Origin of the sequence: Thiohalophilus sp. (assembly GCF_034522235.1) — a bacterium.
Classification (GTDB): Bacteria; Pseudomonadota; Gammaproteobacteria; order UBA6429; family Thiohalophilaceae; genus Thiohalophilus.
Genome location: NZ_JAXHLN010000003.1, coordinates 2,264,009 through 2,281,625 on the forward strand (window position 1 = coordinate 2,264,009; position 17,617 = coordinate 2,281,625).

At 59.7% G+C, this 17,617-nt stretch carries 17 protein-coding genes and 1 pseudogene; 5 read left to right on the forward strand and 13 right to left on the reverse strand.

What is annotated here, in order from left to right:
- Positions 1 to 48: 48 nt before the first annotated feature.
- The 10 genes from U5J94_RS14075 to U5J94_RS14120 form a co-directional block, all read right to left on the reverse strand.
- Positions 49 to 1,629, reverse strand: a complete 1,581-nt coding sequence (locus U5J94_RS14075; RefSeq protein WP_322566252.1) for a peptide chain release factor 3 — start codon at positions 1,627 to 1,629, stop codon at positions 49 to 51.
- Between the two features lie 132 nt (positions 1,630 to 1,761).
- Positions 1,762 to 2,367, reverse strand: coding sequence for a DUF502 domain-containing protein (locus tag U5J94_RS14080; RefSeq protein ID WP_322566253.1), 606 nt, complete (start codon positions 2,365 to 2,367; stop codon positions 1,762 to 1,764).
- Between the two features lie 182 nt (positions 2,368 to 2,549).
- A complete protein-coding gene (locus tag U5J94_RS14085) occupies positions 2,550 to 3,335 on the reverse strand; it encodes an inositol monophosphatase family protein (RefSeq protein WP_322566254.1) in 786 nt (261 codons plus the stop codon).
- Positions 3,336 to 3,362: 27 nt separating this feature from the next.
- A complete protein-coding gene (gene rimI, locus U5J94_RS14090; protein WP_322566255.1) occupies positions 3,363 to 3,833 on the reverse strand; it encodes a ribosomal protein S18-alanine N-acetyltransferase in 471 nt (156 codons plus the stop codon).
- Positions 3,834 to 3,851: 18 nt separating this feature from the next.
- Positions 3,852 to 4,571 carry a uracil-DNA glycosylase gene (locus U5J94_RS14095; RefSeq protein WP_322566256.1) on the reverse strand — a complete coding sequence of 240 codons (720 nt, stop codon included), beginning with the start codon at positions 4,569 to 4,571 and terminating at the stop codon, positions 3,852 to 3,854.
- 204 nt (positions 4,572 to 4,775) lie between these two features.
- Positions 4,776 to 6,326, reverse strand: coding sequence for a 2-isopropylmalate synthase (locus tag U5J94_RS14100; protein ID WP_322566257.1), 1,551 nt, complete (start codon positions 6,324 to 6,326; stop codon positions 4,776 to 4,778).
- Between the two features lie 282 nt (positions 6,327 to 6,608).
- Positions 6,609 to 7,400 (reverse strand): CDP-diacylglycerol--serine O-phosphatidyltransferase, encoded by a 792-nt coding sequence (pssA, locus tag U5J94_RS14105; RefSeq protein ID WP_322566258.1) that lies wholly within the window; start codon positions 7,398 to 7,400, stop codon positions 6,609 to 6,611.
- 192 nt (positions 7,401 to 7,592) lie between these two features.
- Positions 7,593 to 8,609, reverse strand: a complete 1,017-nt coding sequence (ilvC, locus tag U5J94_RS14110; protein WP_322566259.1) for a ketol-acid reductoisomerase — start codon at positions 8,607 to 8,609, stop codon at positions 7,593 to 7,595.
- A gap of 36 nt (positions 8,610 to 8,645) precedes the next feature.
- Positions 8,646 to 9,140 carry an acetolactate synthase small subunit gene (gene ilvN, locus U5J94_RS14115; RefSeq protein ID WP_322566260.1) on the reverse strand — a complete coding sequence of 165 codons (495 nt, stop codon included), beginning with the start codon at positions 9,138 to 9,140 and terminating at the stop codon, positions 8,646 to 8,648.
- On the reverse strand, positions 9,140 to 10,858 hold the full coding sequence (locus tag U5J94_RS14120; protein ID WP_322566261.1) for an acetolactate synthase 3 large subunit: 1,719 nt from the start codon (positions 10,856 to 10,858) through the stop codon (positions 9,140 to 9,142). The genes ilvN and U5J94_RS14120 overlap by 1 nt, the downstream gene beginning before the upstream one ends.
- Before the next feature lie 261 nt (positions 10,859 to 11,119).
- Between U5J94_RS14120 and U5J94_RS14125 the strand changes: the two genes are divergently transcribed.
- The 5 genes and pseudogenes from U5J94_RS14125 (at position 11,120) to U5J94_RS14145 (ending at position 15,004) form a co-directional block, all read left to right on the forward strand.
- Positions 11,120 to 11,569 (forward strand): DUF4124 domain-containing protein, encoded by a 450-nt coding sequence (locus tag U5J94_RS14125; RefSeq protein ID WP_322566262.1) that lies wholly within the window; start codon positions 11,120 to 11,122, stop codon positions 11,567 to 11,569.
- 35 nt (positions 11,570 to 11,604) lie between these two features.
- Positions 11,605 to 11,948: pseudogene (locus U5J94_RS14130) on the forward strand (phenylpyruvate tautomerase MIF-related protein).
- Between the two features lie 12 nt (positions 11,949 to 11,960).
- Positions 11,961 to 12,236, forward strand: a complete 276-nt coding sequence (locus U5J94_RS14135) for a DUF4124 domain-containing protein (protein ID WP_322566264.1) — start codon at positions 11,961 to 11,963, stop codon at positions 12,234 to 12,236.
- Between the two features lie 423 nt (positions 12,237 to 12,659).
- The gene (locus tag U5J94_RS14140; protein WP_322566265.1) at positions 12,660 to 14,372 is read left to right on the forward strand and encodes a proline--tRNA ligase; all 1,713 of its coding nucleotides are present in this window, start codon (positions 12,660 to 12,662) and stop codon (positions 14,370 to 14,372) included.
- A gap of 44 nt (positions 14,373 to 14,416) precedes the next feature.
- Positions 14,417 to 15,004 carry a lytic transglycosylase domain-containing protein gene (locus U5J94_RS14145; protein WP_322566266.1) on the forward strand — a complete coding sequence of 196 codons (588 nt, stop codon included), beginning with the start codon at positions 14,417 to 14,419 and terminating at the stop codon, positions 15,002 to 15,004.
- 219 nt (positions 15,005 to 15,223) lie between these two features.
- Here U5J94_RS14145 and yccX read toward each other — a convergent pair whose 3' ends face one another.
- The 3 genes from yccX to U5J94_RS14160 are packed head-to-tail and all read right to left on the reverse strand — an operon-like array spanning position 15,224 to position 17,617.
- A complete protein-coding gene (gene yccX, locus U5J94_RS14150) occupies positions 15,224 to 15,493 on the reverse strand; it encodes an acylphosphatase (protein ID WP_322566267.1) in 270 nt (89 codons plus the stop codon).
- Positions 15,490 to 16,263, reverse strand: coding sequence for an efflux RND transporter periplasmic adaptor subunit (locus tag U5J94_RS14155; protein WP_322566268.1), 774 nt, complete (start codon positions 16,261 to 16,263; stop codon positions 15,490 to 15,492). Before U5J94_RS14155 ends, yccX begins: the two co-directional genes overlap by 4 nt.
- Complete coding sequence (locus U5J94_RS14160) at positions 16,247 to 17,617, reverse strand: TolC family protein (RefSeq protein WP_322566269.1); 1,371 nt, start codon at positions 17,615 to 17,617, stop codon at positions 16,247 to 16,249. Before U5J94_RS14160 ends, U5J94_RS14155 begins: the two co-directional genes overlap by 17 nt.

The window sequence follows — 17,617 nt, forward strand, 5'->3', positions numbered from 1 at the left end:
GCATTGTTGACGCCGCAGCAGCAACGCAAGCAGTTTTTCAACGGCCTGTTAATGTTCGCGGGTGGCGTGGAACTCGATATCCGGCCAGCGCTCGATGGTCAGATCCAGATTGACCCGTGTCGGCGCCAGGTAAGTCAGACTGCCCGAGGCATCCAGTGCCAGGTTATCCGCGGCTTTTTTGCGAAACTCGTTGAGCATCTTCTCATCGGTGCAGGTGACCCAGCGGGCGGTGTTCACATTCACCGCCTCGAAACTGCATTCCACGTTATATTCTTCTTTGAGGCGAAAGGCGACCACGTCAAACTGCAGCACGCCCACCGCGCCGACAATAATGTCGTTGTTATTGAGCGGGCGAAAGACCTGCGAGGCGCCCTCCTCGCTTAGCTGATCCAGGCCTTTTTGCAGGGCCTTGTTCTTCATGGGATCGCGCAAACGTACCCGGCGGAACAGTTCCGGGGCGAAGTTGGGGATACCGGTAAACTTGAGATCCTCGCCCTGCGAGAAAGTGTCACCGATCTGAATCGTGCCATGATTGTGCAGTCCGATAATGTCACCGGGATAGGCGGTTTCCACATGCTCGCGTTCGCTGGCCATGAAGGTAATGGCATTGGCCAGTTTCACATCCTTGCCGAGGCGCACCTGACGGGCTTTCATGCCCTTTTCGTAGGTGCCGGAACAGACGCGCAGGAAGGCCACCCGATCGCGATGCTGGGGATCCATATTCGCCTGGATCTTGAACACGAAGCCGGTGAATTTTTCCTCTTCGGGTTCGACAATCCGTTGCCGGGTTTCGTGCGCCTGGGGCCGTGGCGCAATCTCGACGAAATAATCCAGCAGTTCCTGGATACCGAAGTTGTTGATCGCCGAGCCGAAGAACACCGGGCTTTGCTTGCCGGCCAGAAAGGTGTCGAGATCAAATTCATGGCTGGCACCGCGCACCAGTTCGATCTCCTCGCGCAGCTCATCGGCCGCGCTGCCGAGCAGGTCATCGAGCCGGTGGTTATCCAGCCCCTGAATAACTTCCCCGGTCTGGATTTTGCCGCCATGGGTGGCACTGAAAAGATGAATGCTCTCGTTATAGAGGTGATAGACCCCCTTGAATCCCTTGCCCATGCCGATCGGCCAGGTGATCGGCGCGCACTGGATTTTCAGCACCTCCTCCACCTCGTCCATCAGCTCGATGGGCTCGCGGCCTTCCCGGTCCAGTTTGTTGATGAAAGTCAGAATCGGCGTATCGCGCAGCCGGCACACTTCCATCAGCTTGATGGTCCGCTCCTCGACACCCTTGGCGCTGTCGATCACCATCAGCGCCGAATCCACCGCGGTCAGTACCCGGTAGGTATCTTCGGAGAAATCCTCATGGCCCGGGGTATCCAGCAGGTTGATAATGCGTTCCTTGTAGGGAAACTGCATCACCGCCGAGGTCACCGAGATGCCGCGCTGCTTCTCCAGCGCCATCCAGTCGGAGGTCGCGTGGCGATCCGACTTGCGCCCCTTGACCGTCCCCGCCTGCTGGATGGCGCGGCCGAACAGCAGCAGTTTTTCGGTCACGGTGGTTTTCCCGGCGTCGGGATGGGAGATGATCGCAAAGGTGCGCCGGCGGTGGGTTTCGTCGAGATAACGGCTCATGAAGGGTCCAGCTATTAAAAGAGCGCTATTGTACAAAAAAGCGGTCGGGTTGGGCAGAGGCCTCTGCCCGGAAGTGGCATCAACCGGATCTGCCGTGCCTGCAAACGGCCTGATTGTCAAACGCCTGTCAGCTCACGGTTTGGCCGTGGCACCGGACTTGGACAACTCGGCAGTGAGCACCCGGCGCATGGCATCTTCCATCGACATGGGTACCGGCTCCACTTTGGAGCGGGGCAGATAGAGGGTGTAACCGCCAATCTGGTAACTAAGCGGCAGATAGATGGCCACAATATCATCCCCCTCTTCGGCGCTCAGGCCGAGGATATCCTCGATCCGCTCCCGGGTCAAAAAACCCAGTAACTTTGCCTCGCCGATCGATACCAGCACCACCTGCTTGAGCCCGCCCCGGCTCTTGCCCGCGGCGAAATAGTCCATGAAATCATGCAGCGAACCGTAAATCGATTTGACCAGCGGAATCCGCTCCAGCAGCTTCTCCACCAGCCAGATCAAGCGCTGGATCACCCAGGCATTGACCGCCAGTCCCAGGAAAAACAGCACCACCCCGCCGGCCACCAGCGCCATCCCCGGAATATAGTACGCCTCCGGCACAACCGAGGTGATCACCGGATGCAGCCCGTTTTCGATAGTCAGTCCCAGCCAGTAAATCAGATACAGGGTCAATGCCACCGGCAGTACCGTGGCCAGCCCTTTTAAAACGTTCTTCCATAGATAAGACATAGTGCTCTCCTGCTGGCCAAACGGCGAAACCGGCAAGGGTAATGATTCGTCCTGGCGACTATAACAGCCAAGGTAGACCCACAACACGATCCGTTACCCGCTTTTGCGCAAAACAGCGTTCCGAACAGTCGATCAGCTAGCGTTTGCAAGGGGACTCGGAATGCGTGTCCGAAGCCCTTGTCTCAGCAGTGGATTCCCAGCCAGTCGGTCCAGGCGGCAAACAACGCGGGATCCAGTGCCGCCACCGCCGAGCGCGGTTGCAAACTGTTGTTAAACACGGCCTCCCCCTCCAGGGTGCACGACCGTCCCCCCACTTCGGCCAGAATCAGGTGGCCAGCGGCGTAATCCCACAGATTTTGCTTGCCGTGCAGATAGACATGACTGCGGCCGATGGCAATCCAGCACCAGTCCAGCGCCACCGAACCGAAACTGCGTTGCGATGAATAGGGGATCTCGCTAACCAGCCGGGTTGCCAGCTCTGGTGCCAGCCGTTTGAAGTCGATGAGGCCGGTACTTTGTTTCAGACTCAGACCGGTGTCGAAGGGAACAAGCCGCTCGCCATTGAGCCAGGCGCCCTGGCCCTGTTGCGCGAAGAAGCATTCGTCACGCACCGGATCGTAAACCAGGCCGAGTTTCAACACGCCCGCCTCGATCAGCGCCAACGATACCGAGAAACAGGGAATGCCCGAAGCATAGTTACTGGTGCCATCGAGCGGATCCAGCACCCATAGCGGCTTGCCACCTTGCAACAATCCCTGCTGTTCTTCGGCGGGCATCTCCTCACCCAGGAATAATATATCCGGCTCGTGACTGCTTAATTCACTGGCGAGCCGTTCCTGCATGGCGAGATCGGCCTCGGTCAGAAAACTACCGTCGGCCTTGATGCCGCGTTTGACGTGGGTAAAGCGGGTCATCAGTTCCTCGCGCGCGGCAATGCGCACAAGCGATGTCATCGTGTCTGAATTCATAAAAACCAATCCGTTAAAAAGAAGGAATCAGTTGCCGAACGTCAACGCCATCACCATCGCATCCTCGCGGCCGAACGCATCGGGATAGTAATCGGGGCGGATGCCGATCTCCTGAAAACCGGTTTTCTCATACAGACGAATGGCCCCCTGGTTGGAGGGACGCACTTCAAGATAGATGGATCCGGCGTGGCGTTCACGGGCCAGTTGCAGCAGATCATCGAGCATCAGCTGGCCGTAACCGCGACGGTGCGCATCCGGATTGACGCAGAGAGTTAGAATATGCGCCTCGCCGGCGGCCACCGAGAGAATGGCATAGGCCTGTACTTCCCCCTCGACTTGCAACACCCGGCAGCTGTAGCCTACGTTCAGGCAATCGCGGAATATCCCCCGGGTCCAGGGAAAGTTATAGATCGTCTTTTCGATCGCCATGATCGCGTCCAGATCGGCGATCCCCATGGAGCGTATTCCGTCATCAGCCTGTTTGAATACCGCGCTCATGCTCGTCTCCGTTTCGACCTAGTGGTCGCGGGTCAGTGACTGGGCAAACAACAGATCCTCCCACGCCTTGCGTTTGTCCGCCGGGGTCCGCAACAGATAGGCCGGGTGATAGGTCACCACCACCGGGGTGCCGGTGGCTTCGAGCCGGTGTACCGTGCCGCGCAGCCGGGCCAGGCTGGTCGTGCAATCCAGCAGCCGCTGTGCGGCGACACGGCCCAGGGCGATAATGAGATCGGGCTGGATCAGCTCAATCTGCCGCCGCAGATAGGGAAAACAGGCCGCCGCCTCTTCCGGGCGGGGATCCCGGTTGTTGGGCGGACGGCATTTGAGAATGTTGGCGATATAGACCTGCTCGCGGGAGAGCCCCACCGCCTGCAGCATGGCATTGAGCAGCTTGCCGGCCCGGCCGACGAACGGCTCGCCCTGGCGATCCTCATCAACTCCGGGCGCCTCGCCGATGATCAGCCAGCGGGCCTGCTCATTGCCCACCCCGAATACCGTCTGGGTCCGGCTCTGGTGCAACTCGCACAACTGACAGACCGCCACCTGCTGGCGCAGCGCCGACCAGTCCAGTTCACTGACATCGGGCCGCCCCTCGCCCGCGGGCACCGCCGGTTCCGTGGCCGGTTGTGACAGCGGCGCCATCTCCTCGGCCGGCATCACCCGATCCCGCCGCACCCAGACATCGATCCCCATCGCGTCCAGGTAGCGGCGTTGTTGTGGCGTGACAGGAGACATGGGATGAGTTTACCACCTCCGACAGAAAAGGGACGAGGTACGAGTGACGAGTAACGAGGCAAAGAGCACAAAAATTCACCACGAAGACCCGAAGTCACGAAGCAATCAATTCGTTTTCTTCGTGTCTTCGGGTCTTCGGGTCTTCGTGGTTAACGCTTTTCCTCGTCCCTCGTCACTCGTACCTCGTCCCTGGCCGCGGATGTGTTACACATCCGCGGCCTGCGGATGTTCCCGCTCGACCGGCGAGACGATCTTGTTCAGCGCGTTGATGTAGGCCTTGGCGGAGGCGATGACGATATCGGTATCGGCGCCCTGGCCGTTGACGATACGCCCGTCTTTTTCCATGCGCACGGTGACCTCGCCCTGGGCGTCGGTACCGCTGGTGATGTTGTTCACCGAGTAGAGCAGTAGCTCGGCACCGCTGTTGATCACCTGCTCAATCGCCCGAAAGGCCGCGTCCACCGGCCCGCCGCCGTCAGCCTCGGCCTGCTGTTCCTGACCATCCACATTGAGGGTGACGTTGGCGTGCGGGGTCTCGCCGGTTTCGGAACAAACCCGCATGGCGACCAGATGGATATGCTCGTTCTCGGCGGAAATGCCGGTTTCGGTCACCAGCGCCTGCAGATCCTCGTCGAAGATCTCGTGTTTCTTGTCGGCCAGATTCTTGAAGCGGGCGAAGGCGTCGTTCAACTCGTCCTCGGAATCGAATTCCACGCCCAGCTCCTTGAGCCGCGAACGGAAGGCGTTACGCCCCGAATGCTTGCCCAGCACCATGCGGTTGGCCGACCAGCCGACATCCTCGGCGCTCATGATCTCGTAGGTCTCGCGGCTTTTGAGCACACCGTCCTGATGAATACCCGACTCATGGGCAAAGGCGTTGGCACCAACGATCGCCTTGTTGGGCTGCACCGCAAAGCCGGTGATGCCGGCGACCAGCTTGGAGGTCGGGACGATCTCGCGAGTATCGAGATGATCGACACTGCAGGGGAAGATGTCCTTGCGGGTCTTGACCGTCATGACGATCTCTTCCAGCGAGGCGTTGCCGGCCCGCTCGCCCAGGCCGTTGATGGTGCACTCGACCTGGCGTGCGCCGTTCAACACCGCGGAGAGGGAGTTGGCCACGGCCAGACCCAGATCGTTATGACAATGCACGGAGAAGACCGCCTTGTCCGAGTTGGGCACCCGTTCGATCAGGCTGCGAATCGTCTCGCCGAACTGCTGCGGCACATTATAGCCGACGGTGTCGGGAATATTGATGGTGGTGGCGCCGGCGTCGATTACCTGCTCGACAATGCGGCACAGAAAATCCAGCTCGGAACGTCCGGCGTCCTCGGCGGAGAACTCGACGTTGTCGGTGTACTGGCGCGCGCGCTTGACCGCGCGTACCGCCTGCTCGACCACCTGGTCCGGCTCCATGCGCAGCTTCATCTTCATGTGGATGGGCGAGGTGGCGATGAAGGTGTGGATGCGCGCGCTGTTAGCCTCCTTCAATGCCTCACCGGCACGATCGATGTCCGTGTCCAGCGCCCGCGACAGACCGCAGACGGTGCTGTCCTTGATGCTGCGGGCCACCGCACGTACGGCATCGAAGTCGCCGGTACTGGCGATGGGGAAACCGGCCTCGATCACATCCACATGCATGCGCTCCAGGGCGCGGGCGATTCGGATCTTCTCCTCCTTGGTCATGGAGGCGCCGGGGCTCTGTTCGCCATCGCGCAAGGTGGTATCGAATATGATTAATCTGTCGTCACTCATTGTCTCTCTCCTGATTACCCATTATGGCATGGGTTGGCAGTTAACCTGAAAATTCTGTGCTTGTTGGGCTGTGAGGTTGTGGCGCCCAGCCCGGCGCGTCGTCTGCTGTTATTTGCCCCTCAGGGCAGCAGTCGTAGATTCAGGAGAGAATCGAGGGAGGTGAACCGGGCGAACAGGGGCATACCCTGCACCGCCGGTGCAGTGACAGAGATGTCGCGAGAAGTCGGGTCCGTCAATGTCATGGTATTTCGCTCAGTCATTACAAATTACTATAACGCCTGATCAGGGATTTTCCAAGTCCTGCTCATCTTTTTCATCAGGGTGCCGATGGGCCTGATCCCGTTCGGCGCGCCGCTGGCGCAGTTGCACCAGGGTCAGTACCGGCCCGGACAGGGCGTAGGCGAAGAAGACACTGAACAGCACCACCGGCGGGTTGGAGGAAACCAGCACCAGAATCAGGACAATCACCAGAATGGCCACAAACGGGACCTTGTCGCGCAGGTTGAAGGTCTTGAAGCTGTAATAGCGCACATTGCTGACCATCAGCAGGCCGATTACCACCGTCAGCCCCCAGGCCAGATAACTGAGCTGGCCCGGCACCATCTCGTAGGTCTCGCCGACCCAGACACTGCCGGCGATGATCGCCGCCGCCGAAGGACTGGCCAGCCCCTGAAAGTAACGCTTGTCGGCATGCTCCACCTGGGTGTTGAAACGGGCCAGACGCAACGCGGCGGTGGCCGTGTAGATGAAGGCGGCCAGCCAGCCAAGCTTGCCCAGATCCGACAGGGCCCACTCGTAGATCACCAGTGACGGGGCCAGACCAAAAGAGACCATGTCCGACAGGCTGTCATACTCGGCGCCGAAGTCGCTCTGGGTGTTGGTCATGCGCGCCACCCGCCCGTCGACGCCATCCAGCAACATGGCCACGAAAATGGCAATCGCCGCCGGCTCAAAGCGGCCGTGCATGGCGGCCACGATCGCATAAAACCCGGAGAACAGCGCCGCCGTGGTAAACAGGTTGGGCAGCAGGTAGATACCGCGTCGACGTGAGTCTGTAGTGGTTTTTCGGGTCATGCTTACGTGTATACAAATAAAAGTGAGATTGCCATCATAACGTAATCCGCGATGCTGTGAAGCGGGCTTTGCCCGGATCCGTTGTCGCGTTTTTCCCGGTGCCAGACATGACAAGACCGGTTACCCGAACCGGCCTTGCAGAATCGCCCTGGCATTCAATCCTGTCTGTCAGGGCCCGGTGGCGTGACCGCCTCAGTTCTTGCTCTTGTCTACCAGCGCGTTTGCCTTGATCCAGGGCATCATCTCGCGCAGCTTCTCACCCACCTGCTCGATCGGATGTTCGGCATTGAGCCGGCGCATGGCGGTCATTTCCGGATAGTTGGTCATGCCTTCGAGAATAAACTTCTTGGCATACTCACCGGTCTGGATGTTGTGCAGGGCTTCTTTCATTGCCCAGCGACTCTCCTCGTTGATCACCTTGGCGCCGGTGACGTACTCGCCGTACTCGGCGTTGTTGGAGATGGAGTAGTTCATGTTGGCGATGCCGCCTTCGTACATCAGATCCACGATCAGCTTCAGCTCGTGCAGACATTCGAAGTAGGCCATCTCCGGCGCGTAACCGGCTTCCACCAGGGTCTCGAAACCGGCCTTGACCAGCTCCACCGCGCCACCGCAGAGCACGGCCTGCTCGCCGAACAGATCGGTTTCGGTCTCGTCCTTGAAGCTGGTTTCGATGATGCCGGTGCGACCGCCGCCGATGGCCGAGGCATAGGACATGGCGGTCTCCTTGGCCTTGCCGGAGGCGTCCTGGAACACGGCGATCAGATCGGGAATGCCGCCGCCGCGCACGAATTCACTGCGCACGGTATGGCCCGGCGCCTTGGGCGCAATCATGATCACGTCGAGATCCTCGCGCGGCACCACCTGGTTGTAATGGATGCTGAAGCCATGGGCAAACGCCAGGGTCGCACCCTTTTTCAGACTCGGCTCAATATCATCCTTGTAAATCCGGGCCTGGTACTCATCCGGGGTCAACACCATCACCACGTCGGCAGCGGCCACGGCCTCGGGTACATTCTTGACGCTCAGACCGGCTTCCTGCGCCTTTTTGGCGGAAGCCGAACCTTCACGCAGGCCGACAGTCACATCGACGCCGGAATCCTTCAGGTTGTTGGCATGGGCGTGGCCCTGGGAGCCGTAACCGATAACAGCTACCTTCTTGCCCTTGATGATGGAGAGATCGCAATCTTTGTCGTAATAGATATTCATACGTAATACCTGCCAATCCAGTTTATTGATTTAAAATTAAATGCGTAGTGCCCGGCTGCCGCGTGCGACACCCGTGGCACCGGAACGAACCGTTTCGATAATCAGCTCCGCGTCAATAGCGCCGAGAAAGGCGTCCAGCTTGGAGCCGTTGCCGGTCAGCTCGATGATGTAGGTCTCATCGGTCACATCCAGAATCCGGCCGCGAAAAATATCGGCCATGCGTTTGAGCTCGGCACGCACTTTGTCCGTTGGTGTAGCCACCTTGACCATCATCAGCTCCCGCTCGATATGGTTGCCCTCGGAGATATCCGCCAGCTTGACCACGTCGACCAGCTTGTTCAGTTGTTTAAAGATCTGCTCGATGATCTCCTCCGAACCGCTGGTGACTACGGTCATGCGCGACAGGGAGGGATCCTCGGTCGGTGCCACAGTCAATGATTCGATGTTGTAACCGCGCGCCGAGAACAACCCCGCCACCCGGGACAGGGCCCCCGCTTCGTTTTCCATCAACAGTGAAATAATATGTCGCATCAGGCCAGCTCTCTTTCCGGTGACAGGTGCATCTCGTGGTGCCCCTTGCCGGCGGCAATCATCGGATAGACATTTTCGGTCTGATCGGTGATGAAGTCCATGAAGACCAGCCGGTCCTTCATGGCGAAGGCTTCCTTGAGTGCACCTTCCACATCCCCCGGCTGCTCGATGCGCATGCCCACGTGGCCGTAGCTTTCCGCCAGTTTGACGAAATCGGGCAGCGCATCCAGATAGGAGTGCGAATAGCGGCTGTCGTAGAAGAACTCCTGCCACTGACGCACCATGCCCATGTAACGGTTGTTCAGATTGACGATCTTGACCGGCAGCATGTATTGCAGCGCGGTGGACAGCTCCTGGATACACATCTGGATACTCGCCTCGCCGGTGACGCAGGCCACCTGACTGTCGGGATAGGCCAGCTGCACACCCAGCGCGGCCGGCAGGCCGAAGCCCATGGTGCCCAGGCCGCCGGAGTTGATCCAGCGCCGCGGCTTGTCGAACGGATAGAACTGGGCGGCGAACATCTGGTGCTGCCCCACATCGGAGGTCACATAGGCATCGCCACCGGTCACCTCGTGCAGCTTTTCGATCACGAACTGCGGCTTGATCAGCGCGCTGTTTCGATCGTAGCGCAGACAGTTTTTGCTCTTCCAGGCATCGATTTGCTGCCACCACTGCTCCAGCAGCTTGGCATCCGGTTTTTTCTTCGATGCCTTGATCGCCTTGTTCATATCCGCCAGCACATGTTTGATGTCGCCGACGATGGGGACGTCCACCCGCACGTTCTTGGAGATGGACGAGGGGTCGATATCGATGTGAATGATCTTCGCATCGGGACAGAACTGTTTGACGTCGCCGGTCACCCGATCGTCGAAGCGCGCGCCGATGGCAATCAGCACATCGCACTCGTGCATGGCCATGTTGGCCTCATAGGTGCCGTGCATGCCGAGCATGCCCAGGTGCTGTTTGTCGCTGGCCGGATAGGCACCCAGCCCCATCAGGGTCTGGGTAATGGGATAGCCCAGGGTGCGGGTGAATTCGATCAGCTCGGCATCGGCATTGCTCAACACCACCCCGCCGCCGGTATAGATCATCGGCCGGCGCGCCGAAAGGATCAGTTCCATCGCCCGGCTGATCTCGCCGGGGTGCGCCTTGACCACCGGTTGATAGGAGCGCATCTCGATTTCACCGGGGTAGACATAGTCGATCTTGATATTCGGATCGGTCGTATCCTTGGGAATATCCACCACCACCGGTCCCGGACGCCCGGTGGTGGCCACATGAAATGCCTTGCGCAGGGTATCGCCCAGGTCTTCGGCATTTTTCACCAGGAAGTTATGTTTCACGCAGGGGCGGGTAATGCCGACCGCATCGACTTCCTGGAAGGCATCACTGCCAATGAACTGAGTGGCCACCTGCCCGGTGATGATCACCATCGGGATGGAGTCCATATAGGCAGTCGCGATCCCGGTCACCGCGTTGGTGGCCCCCGGTCCGGAGGTCACCAGTACCACGCCCGGCTTGCCGGTGGCGCGGGCATAGCCGTCGGCGGCATGGGTCGCACCCTGCTCGTGGCGCACCAGAATGTGTTTGACTTCATCCTGATTGAACAGGGCGTCATAGATATGCAGAACCGCACCGCCCGGATAGCCGAAGACGTATTCAACGCCCTCGTCCTTCAGGAACTGGACTACGATTTCGGCTCCACTGAGTTTCACGTTATATACTCCCAGATACTTTCCAGCAATTTGGCGTCGGCACGAAAAAAATACCCGTCACAACGGGCAGAAACGCCCATTATAATCAGTAAACCGGTATAAATACACGAAGTTGCCGCAGAAACCTGGCCGATGTTGCCATTTCCCGGTCCCGGCAATGGTTGTTGGGCCAGGTAACCGGTCTCGGAAACGCTATGTTGAAAAACCGCTCCTGTGATAGGCTTAACAACAACTCAACCGCAACCGGCGCATAATACGGTCATGAAAACAGTCAGTCAGATACTCGGCCTGCTTCTGATCCTCGCTCTGGCGAGCCCAGCCGCCCTGGCCGCGACCTACAAGTACCAGGATGAGTCGGGCAACACCGTCTACTCCCAGAATCCGCCCGAAAATCGCGACATCCCTTACGAGGTGATGGGTGATATCCCTTCCCGCGCCAAGCCCGGCAGCGACTCTCCGCCACTTAACAATACCAGCTCTGCGCCATCGCTGCAGCAGGATGAAGAGCAGAGTGACACGATCGCCCGGGAGCAGCAACAGGCCGAACAGATGCGCGAGGAAAACTGCGAAGCCGCGAAAAAGAACCTGGAGATTTACACCGTCTATCGCCGGATTCGCAATGAAGAGGGCGAGGTGGTGCGTATCGACGACGAGGAACGTCAACAGAAGATCGACGAAGCCAAACAGGCGATCCGGGATTTCTGTGACTGACTTACGGGGACTGACCTGCGTGAGGGAGTTTTAGCATGCCGCTACTCAAGATTCAGAGCAATCAAGCCGTCGAACCGGCGCGGGCCGAACAGCTGGTTAGTGCCGCCTCCGCCCTGGTGGCCGGGCAACTGGGCAAGCCCGAGCGCTACGTGATGGTGGCCCTGGAGCCGCCGGTCCCCATGTCCTTCGGCGGCAGCACCGACCCGCTGGCCTACCTGGAACTGAAAAGCATCGGCCTGCCGCAGGACAAGACCCCGGCCCTGTCCGAGGCCCTCTGCGGCCTCATCCAGGAACAGCTGGGCATCGATCCCGAACGGGTCTACATCGAATTCGCCGACGCCCCCGCGCCATGTGGGGCTGGAACAGTGGCACCTTTTAAGCTGTCACGAGCATGAAAAAGGCCCTGCTTATCCTGCTGGGCCTCCTCCTTGGCGCCGGGCTGTATCTCTATACCGAGCCCGATCTCCAGCGCCAGGCCCGTCAGCAGCTCGATAAACTGACCGGCGCCGACCAATCCCACCGTCTCTATCGCTGGCAGGATGCCGAGGGGCAATGGCAGGTAACCGACCAGCCACCCCCGGTCGGAACCGCTTACGAGACCCTGCAATACGATCCCGACACCAATGTCATCCCGTCCGAAAACCTGACCGAGCAGAAACAGGACTAGATGCCTCCGGCCAGGATGCCATTTCCGCCAAAAACCTTAACCACCAAGACACGAAGACACCAAGTTAATGTGGATGTCGCAGACCCAAGCTCCTCTTCCTTGTTAGAGATAGCTTGATTAACTGCCTGTTACCATTACGGCGAAGGCCGGAATCCGTATCGGGTTGGAAACGCTGGACTCCGGGTCATCGCTGCGCTCCGCCCGGAATGATGATGTGTTCAGGGATGGCCAACCGGCAATACAATCACCATCAGCCTCGAAGGCGCGCGAAACAGATCAACAACTTATTCCTGGTGTCTTTGTGTCCTGGTGGTGAGATTTTGTGCTGTTTTCCTCGTAACTCGTCCCTCGGCCCTCGTCCCTGACTGACAGTTTGGGATAAACTAGCAACCAGTTCTCAATCACATAACAAAGCGAAAAACTATGCGAACGTCCCGTTTGTTGCTCTCCACCCTCAAGGAAACCCCCGCCGATGCCGAGGTACTCAGCCATCAGCTGATGCTGCGCGCCGGGATGATTCGCAAGCTTGCCTCCGGGCTGTATACCTGGCTGCCGATGGGGTTGCGGGTGTTGCGCAAGGTAGAGCACATCATCCGCGAGGAGATGGATCGCGCCGGCGCCCAGGAAGTCCTGATGCCGGCGGTGCAGCCGGCCGAGCTGTGGCAGGAATCGGGCCGCTGGGAACAGTACGGGCCGGAGCTGCTGCGCCTGACCGATCGCCACAGCCGGGAATTCTGTTTTGGTCCCACCCATGAAGAGGTGATCACCGATCTCATCCGCCGCGAGATCCGCAGCTACAAACAGCTGCCCGCCAACCTCTACCAGATCCAGACCAAGTTTCGCGATGAGATTCGCCCCCGTTTCGGGGTGATGCGGGCGCGGGAATTTCTGATGAAAGACGCCTACTCCTTTCATCTGGACGACGCCTCGCTGGATGAAACCTATCACCAGATGCACGAGGCCTATTGCCGCATCTTTTCGCGCCTGGGACTCGACTACCGCCCGGTCCAGGCCGACACCGGCTCTATCGGCGGCAAGCTGTCACACGAATTTCATGTGCTGGCTGAATCGGGCGAGGATGCCATCGCCTTCAGCAGCGACAGCGACTACGCCGCCAACGTGGAACTGGCGCCCACGCTGCCGGCCAGCGACAGCCTGCCGTCCGCCGGCGCGGCGATGCAGACCGCGGAGACGCCCGGCCAGCACACCATCGAACAGCTGGCCGCCTTTCTCAACGTCCCCGCCAGCCAGTGTCTGAAGACCCTGCTGGTGGTTGATGCCGAAGAGCAGACCCATGCGCTGGTACTGCGCGGCGATCATGAGCTGAACCTGCTCAAGGTCGAGAAGCTCGACGGCATGGCTCCGCCGCTGCGTTTTGCCAGCGACGCGGAAATCAGGCAGGCCTGTGATTGCGAGGTGGGCTCCCTCGGTCCGGTAGGCCTGAGTGTACCGTTGCATGTGGATCACGGTGCTTTGATCGCCGATTTTGTCTGCGGCGCCAACCTCGCCGACAAACACCTGACCGGCGTCAACTGGGGCCGCGATTTGCCGCAACCGCAGACGGTCGACATTCGTAACGTCGTGGAGGGCGATCCCTCGCCCGATGGCCAGGGCACCCTGTCTATCAAACGCGGCATCGAAGTCGGGCACATTTTCCAGCTGGGCACCAAATACAGCGAAGCCATGAAAGCGACCGTCCTGGATGAAAACGGCCAGTCGGTGGTGATGACCATGGGCTGCTATGGCATTGGCGTCTCCCGCGTGGTCGCCGCCGCCATCGAGCAGAACCACGACGAACGCGGCATCATCTGGCCCGACGCCATCGCGCCGTGGCAGGTGGTGATTTTGCCGATGAACATGCACAAGTCGCAGCGTTTGCGCGACACGGTCGATCAGCTCTACCGCGAGTTACAGCAAGCCGGTATCGATGTGCTGGTGGATGATCGCAAGGAGCGCCCAGGGGTGATGTTCGCCGACATGGAACTGATCGGGATTCCGCACCGCCTCGTGATCGGTGAGCGCAGCCTGGACAAGGGCGTAGTCGAATACAAGACCCGCCGGGAAACCGAAGCCGGGGAAATTCCCGTCGATCAGATCGTCGAGCGGCTTAAACAGCAACTCCAGACGAACGGCTAATCTGCTATAACGATCTTATACAGGGATCCAACATGAGGCTGAGGATGCTGCATGCTGCATCGATAATCCGGGCGAGCGTCCTGCTGCTGGTCGCGGGTCTGTTCACCGGCCCGTCGCTGGCGGCGGACAACGGCCATGTCGATCCCGAACTGCGCCAGCTGTTACAGCAGGCCATCAACGATAACGACAGTTTCGAGGATCGGTTCGACGCGGAAGTGTGGCTGGTCGACATGTCCCACCGGCTCAAAGCCCGAGTGCCCGATCCGCAGCGCCGCCTTGCCCTGCTCAAACAGATCCACTACGAAGCCACCCGCGCCGATCTGTGGCCCGAACTGGTGCTGGCGGTCATCGAGGTGGAAAGCAACTTCGACCGCTTTGCCATCTCCAGTGCCGGCGCCATGGGCCTGATGCAGGTGATGCCCTTCTGGCTGGACGAGATCGGTCAGCCCGGCGACAACCTGTTCGACATTCGTACCAACCTGCGCATGGGTTGCACCATTCTCAAGTACTACCTGGACAAGGAAAACGGCAACCTCACCCCCGCCCTGGCCCGCTACAACGGCAGCTACGGCAGCCACCGCTACACCACCAAAATCTACACCGCCCTCGACAACCGCTGGCGGCGGTATTAATTCTCCGGTTTACTGGGAATTAACGCAGAGGTCGCGGAGTCGCGGAGGCGCAGAGGAAAAAGATTTTAATTAACATGTGGTAGGCGCTTTCATCGGCGGCAAGCGTGTCGCGGCTGAAAGCCCCTCCCACAGTTTTATTATTCTTCTCCGCGACTCTGCGGCTCTGCGTCCTCCGCGTTTGTTCCAGATGCTCCCGAAAAGAGACGTGATGGAATAATGCTATTCAGTGGTGAAATGCGAAGGGGGCGGGGTGTCGATGGTCTGGCAGTCGACCTGGTCGACCTGCGCCATAGGCGGGCCTTCCCGGAGCCAGTCGCAGAGTTGGCGGACCTTGGCGTCGGAGCCGCAGGCGAAGACTTCGACCGAACCGTCTGCCAGGTTACGGGCGTAACCGGTCAGGCCCAGGCGCTGTGCTTCGTGGCGGGTGCTGTCGCGGAAGAACACGCCCTGTACCCGGCCTGTAACCCGGCATTGGCGACACAGATTCATGGCAGTTCGATGGTGGCGGTTTGTCCGACCCGGTAACGCTGTCCCTCCTGCGGGAAGCTGACCGCGACCGCGTAGCGATCGCTGCCTTCGACCGGTTCCAGGCCGATACTTTTAATGCGACCGATATGCTCGCGCCCCCCAATCCTGACCGTCGCAGCCTGACCCAGCTCGAGAGGCTCGACCTGGCCTTCGCTCAGTTCGGCACGGGCAATCATGGAGTTGGCATCGGCCACAGTGACCAGGGTGACCGGCTGCAGATCATTGATCACCGTCTGTCCCTGGGCAGCCTGAACATTGATAACCAGGGCATCGAACGGGGCGCGTACCGCGCTGTACTCAAGATTCAGACGCGCCTGAACCAAAGCGGCACGCGCCGCGGCGTAGTCGGCTTCGGTCTGCCTGGCGTCGTTTAGTGCCACTTGCAGCTCGTGATCCGAGAGGACCGTACGGTCATACAACTCCTCGGCCCGATCCCGTTCGCGCCGGGCTTCCTCACGTACCGCTTCCAGACTCTGCAAGCGCGTATGCGCCTTGGACACATTGGCCCGGAATCCGCGATCATCCAGTTGCACCAGTACGTCTCCGGCCTCGACCCGCTGGCCGGTCTGCGCCCTGACTTCCGTGATCACCCCCTGTACCGGCGTACCGAGTTCAACGCGCCGCTCCCATTCAAGTCGCGCCTCGTAGTCGGCCGCCATCAGTTGACCACTGATCATCAGCAGCAAGATCGCCCAGCCGGGCGCCGCGATTGAGTTACTCTGCTTGTGCATCCGTTTCGTCCTTCTGCGATAAATTCTTCGGAGGAACAAAGGCTTTGTCCAGATCCAGCCGGCCGAGCAACGCATTCAGACGCGCCCAGGCCAGCGCTGTTTCATAGTCGGTTTCGGTGCTATTCCGTTCCGCCTCTGTATAACGCACCATGGAGTCACCCAGATCGGCTTTGACCTCCAGTTCGTAGAGTGCGCGGCTGCGATCCAGATAGAGTTCACGATACCGTTTCTCGGTTTCTCGCTGTTCCCGCTTGGCTTTGAGCGAATCCAGTTGCAACCACAGTTCCAGCACCTGCTGGCGTACATCGCGCTCGACAAGGGTCAGGCGTGATTGCGTCTCGAACAACCGGGCCTTTTCCCGGGCTACGCCGGCATCAGTGCGGCTGCCGTCATACAAGGGGACCGTCAATTGCAATTCAGCGCGAAAATCGTCGTAGCTGTTGCGCTCACGCGAGTAGGCGCCCGCCTGCAACTTGCCCTGGATGGTCGGGTTATTGCCAGCCCGGGCTTCGGCCACCCGCGCGCGAGTGGCCTCGACCTGTTCGCGCAGGGACTGGACCACCGGATTTTCCCTCAAGGCCAGGGTCTGCAGCGATTCCACTTCCGGCAGTTCCTGCTCGATAGTCGGCAGGGTGGGCGGGACGACATTGCGGGGCAGTTGTCCGGGGCGGTTGAGGGCCTGCGCCAGCCGGGCACGGGTTTCGCGCTGACGGTTCTGGCTTTGCGCCCGCAGATGCCGGGCGCGCTGGAAAACGGCATCCTGTTCAAGCAGCTCCAGATCGGAAATCTGTTTGAGCTCGTGGCGATCGCGCATTTTATCCAGCTCCACAAACTCCACAGCCATCTCTTCGTTGTAGCGATAGTACTGGAGATCGGCGAGTACCACGTCGAAAAACCGCTGCATAATCGCCAGCCGCCGTTGCTGACGGGTGTTGACCTGCAATAATTTACTGCTGTCCAGTTGCCGGGCGGCCGCATCACTGGCCGAACGGGTACGCCCGAAGTCGTACAGGGTCTTGTCGAGGTTCAGGATCAGGCGATGATCGTCATTATCCTGATTCAGTGCGTAATCAGGGGGCGCCACATAGGCCAGCGCACCATCCACATAGATTGCCGTATCATCACCGGCCCGCGCCCCCTGCAGCTCCGCTTCCGCCGCCCTGATTCGCGCCTCGGCAATTTGCAACTCGGGATGGGGCTCGTCCGCCAGCGCCAGCGCTTTTTCCAGCGTCAGGGGTTCAGGTAACGGCGCCGGCTTTTCATCAGCCTGTTGCTGGGCAAAACCGGTTGTCAGCCCGCAAAACAACAGCAGAGCCAGCCAGCCGGTCTGGCGAAACGCGGTATCTGATAGCAT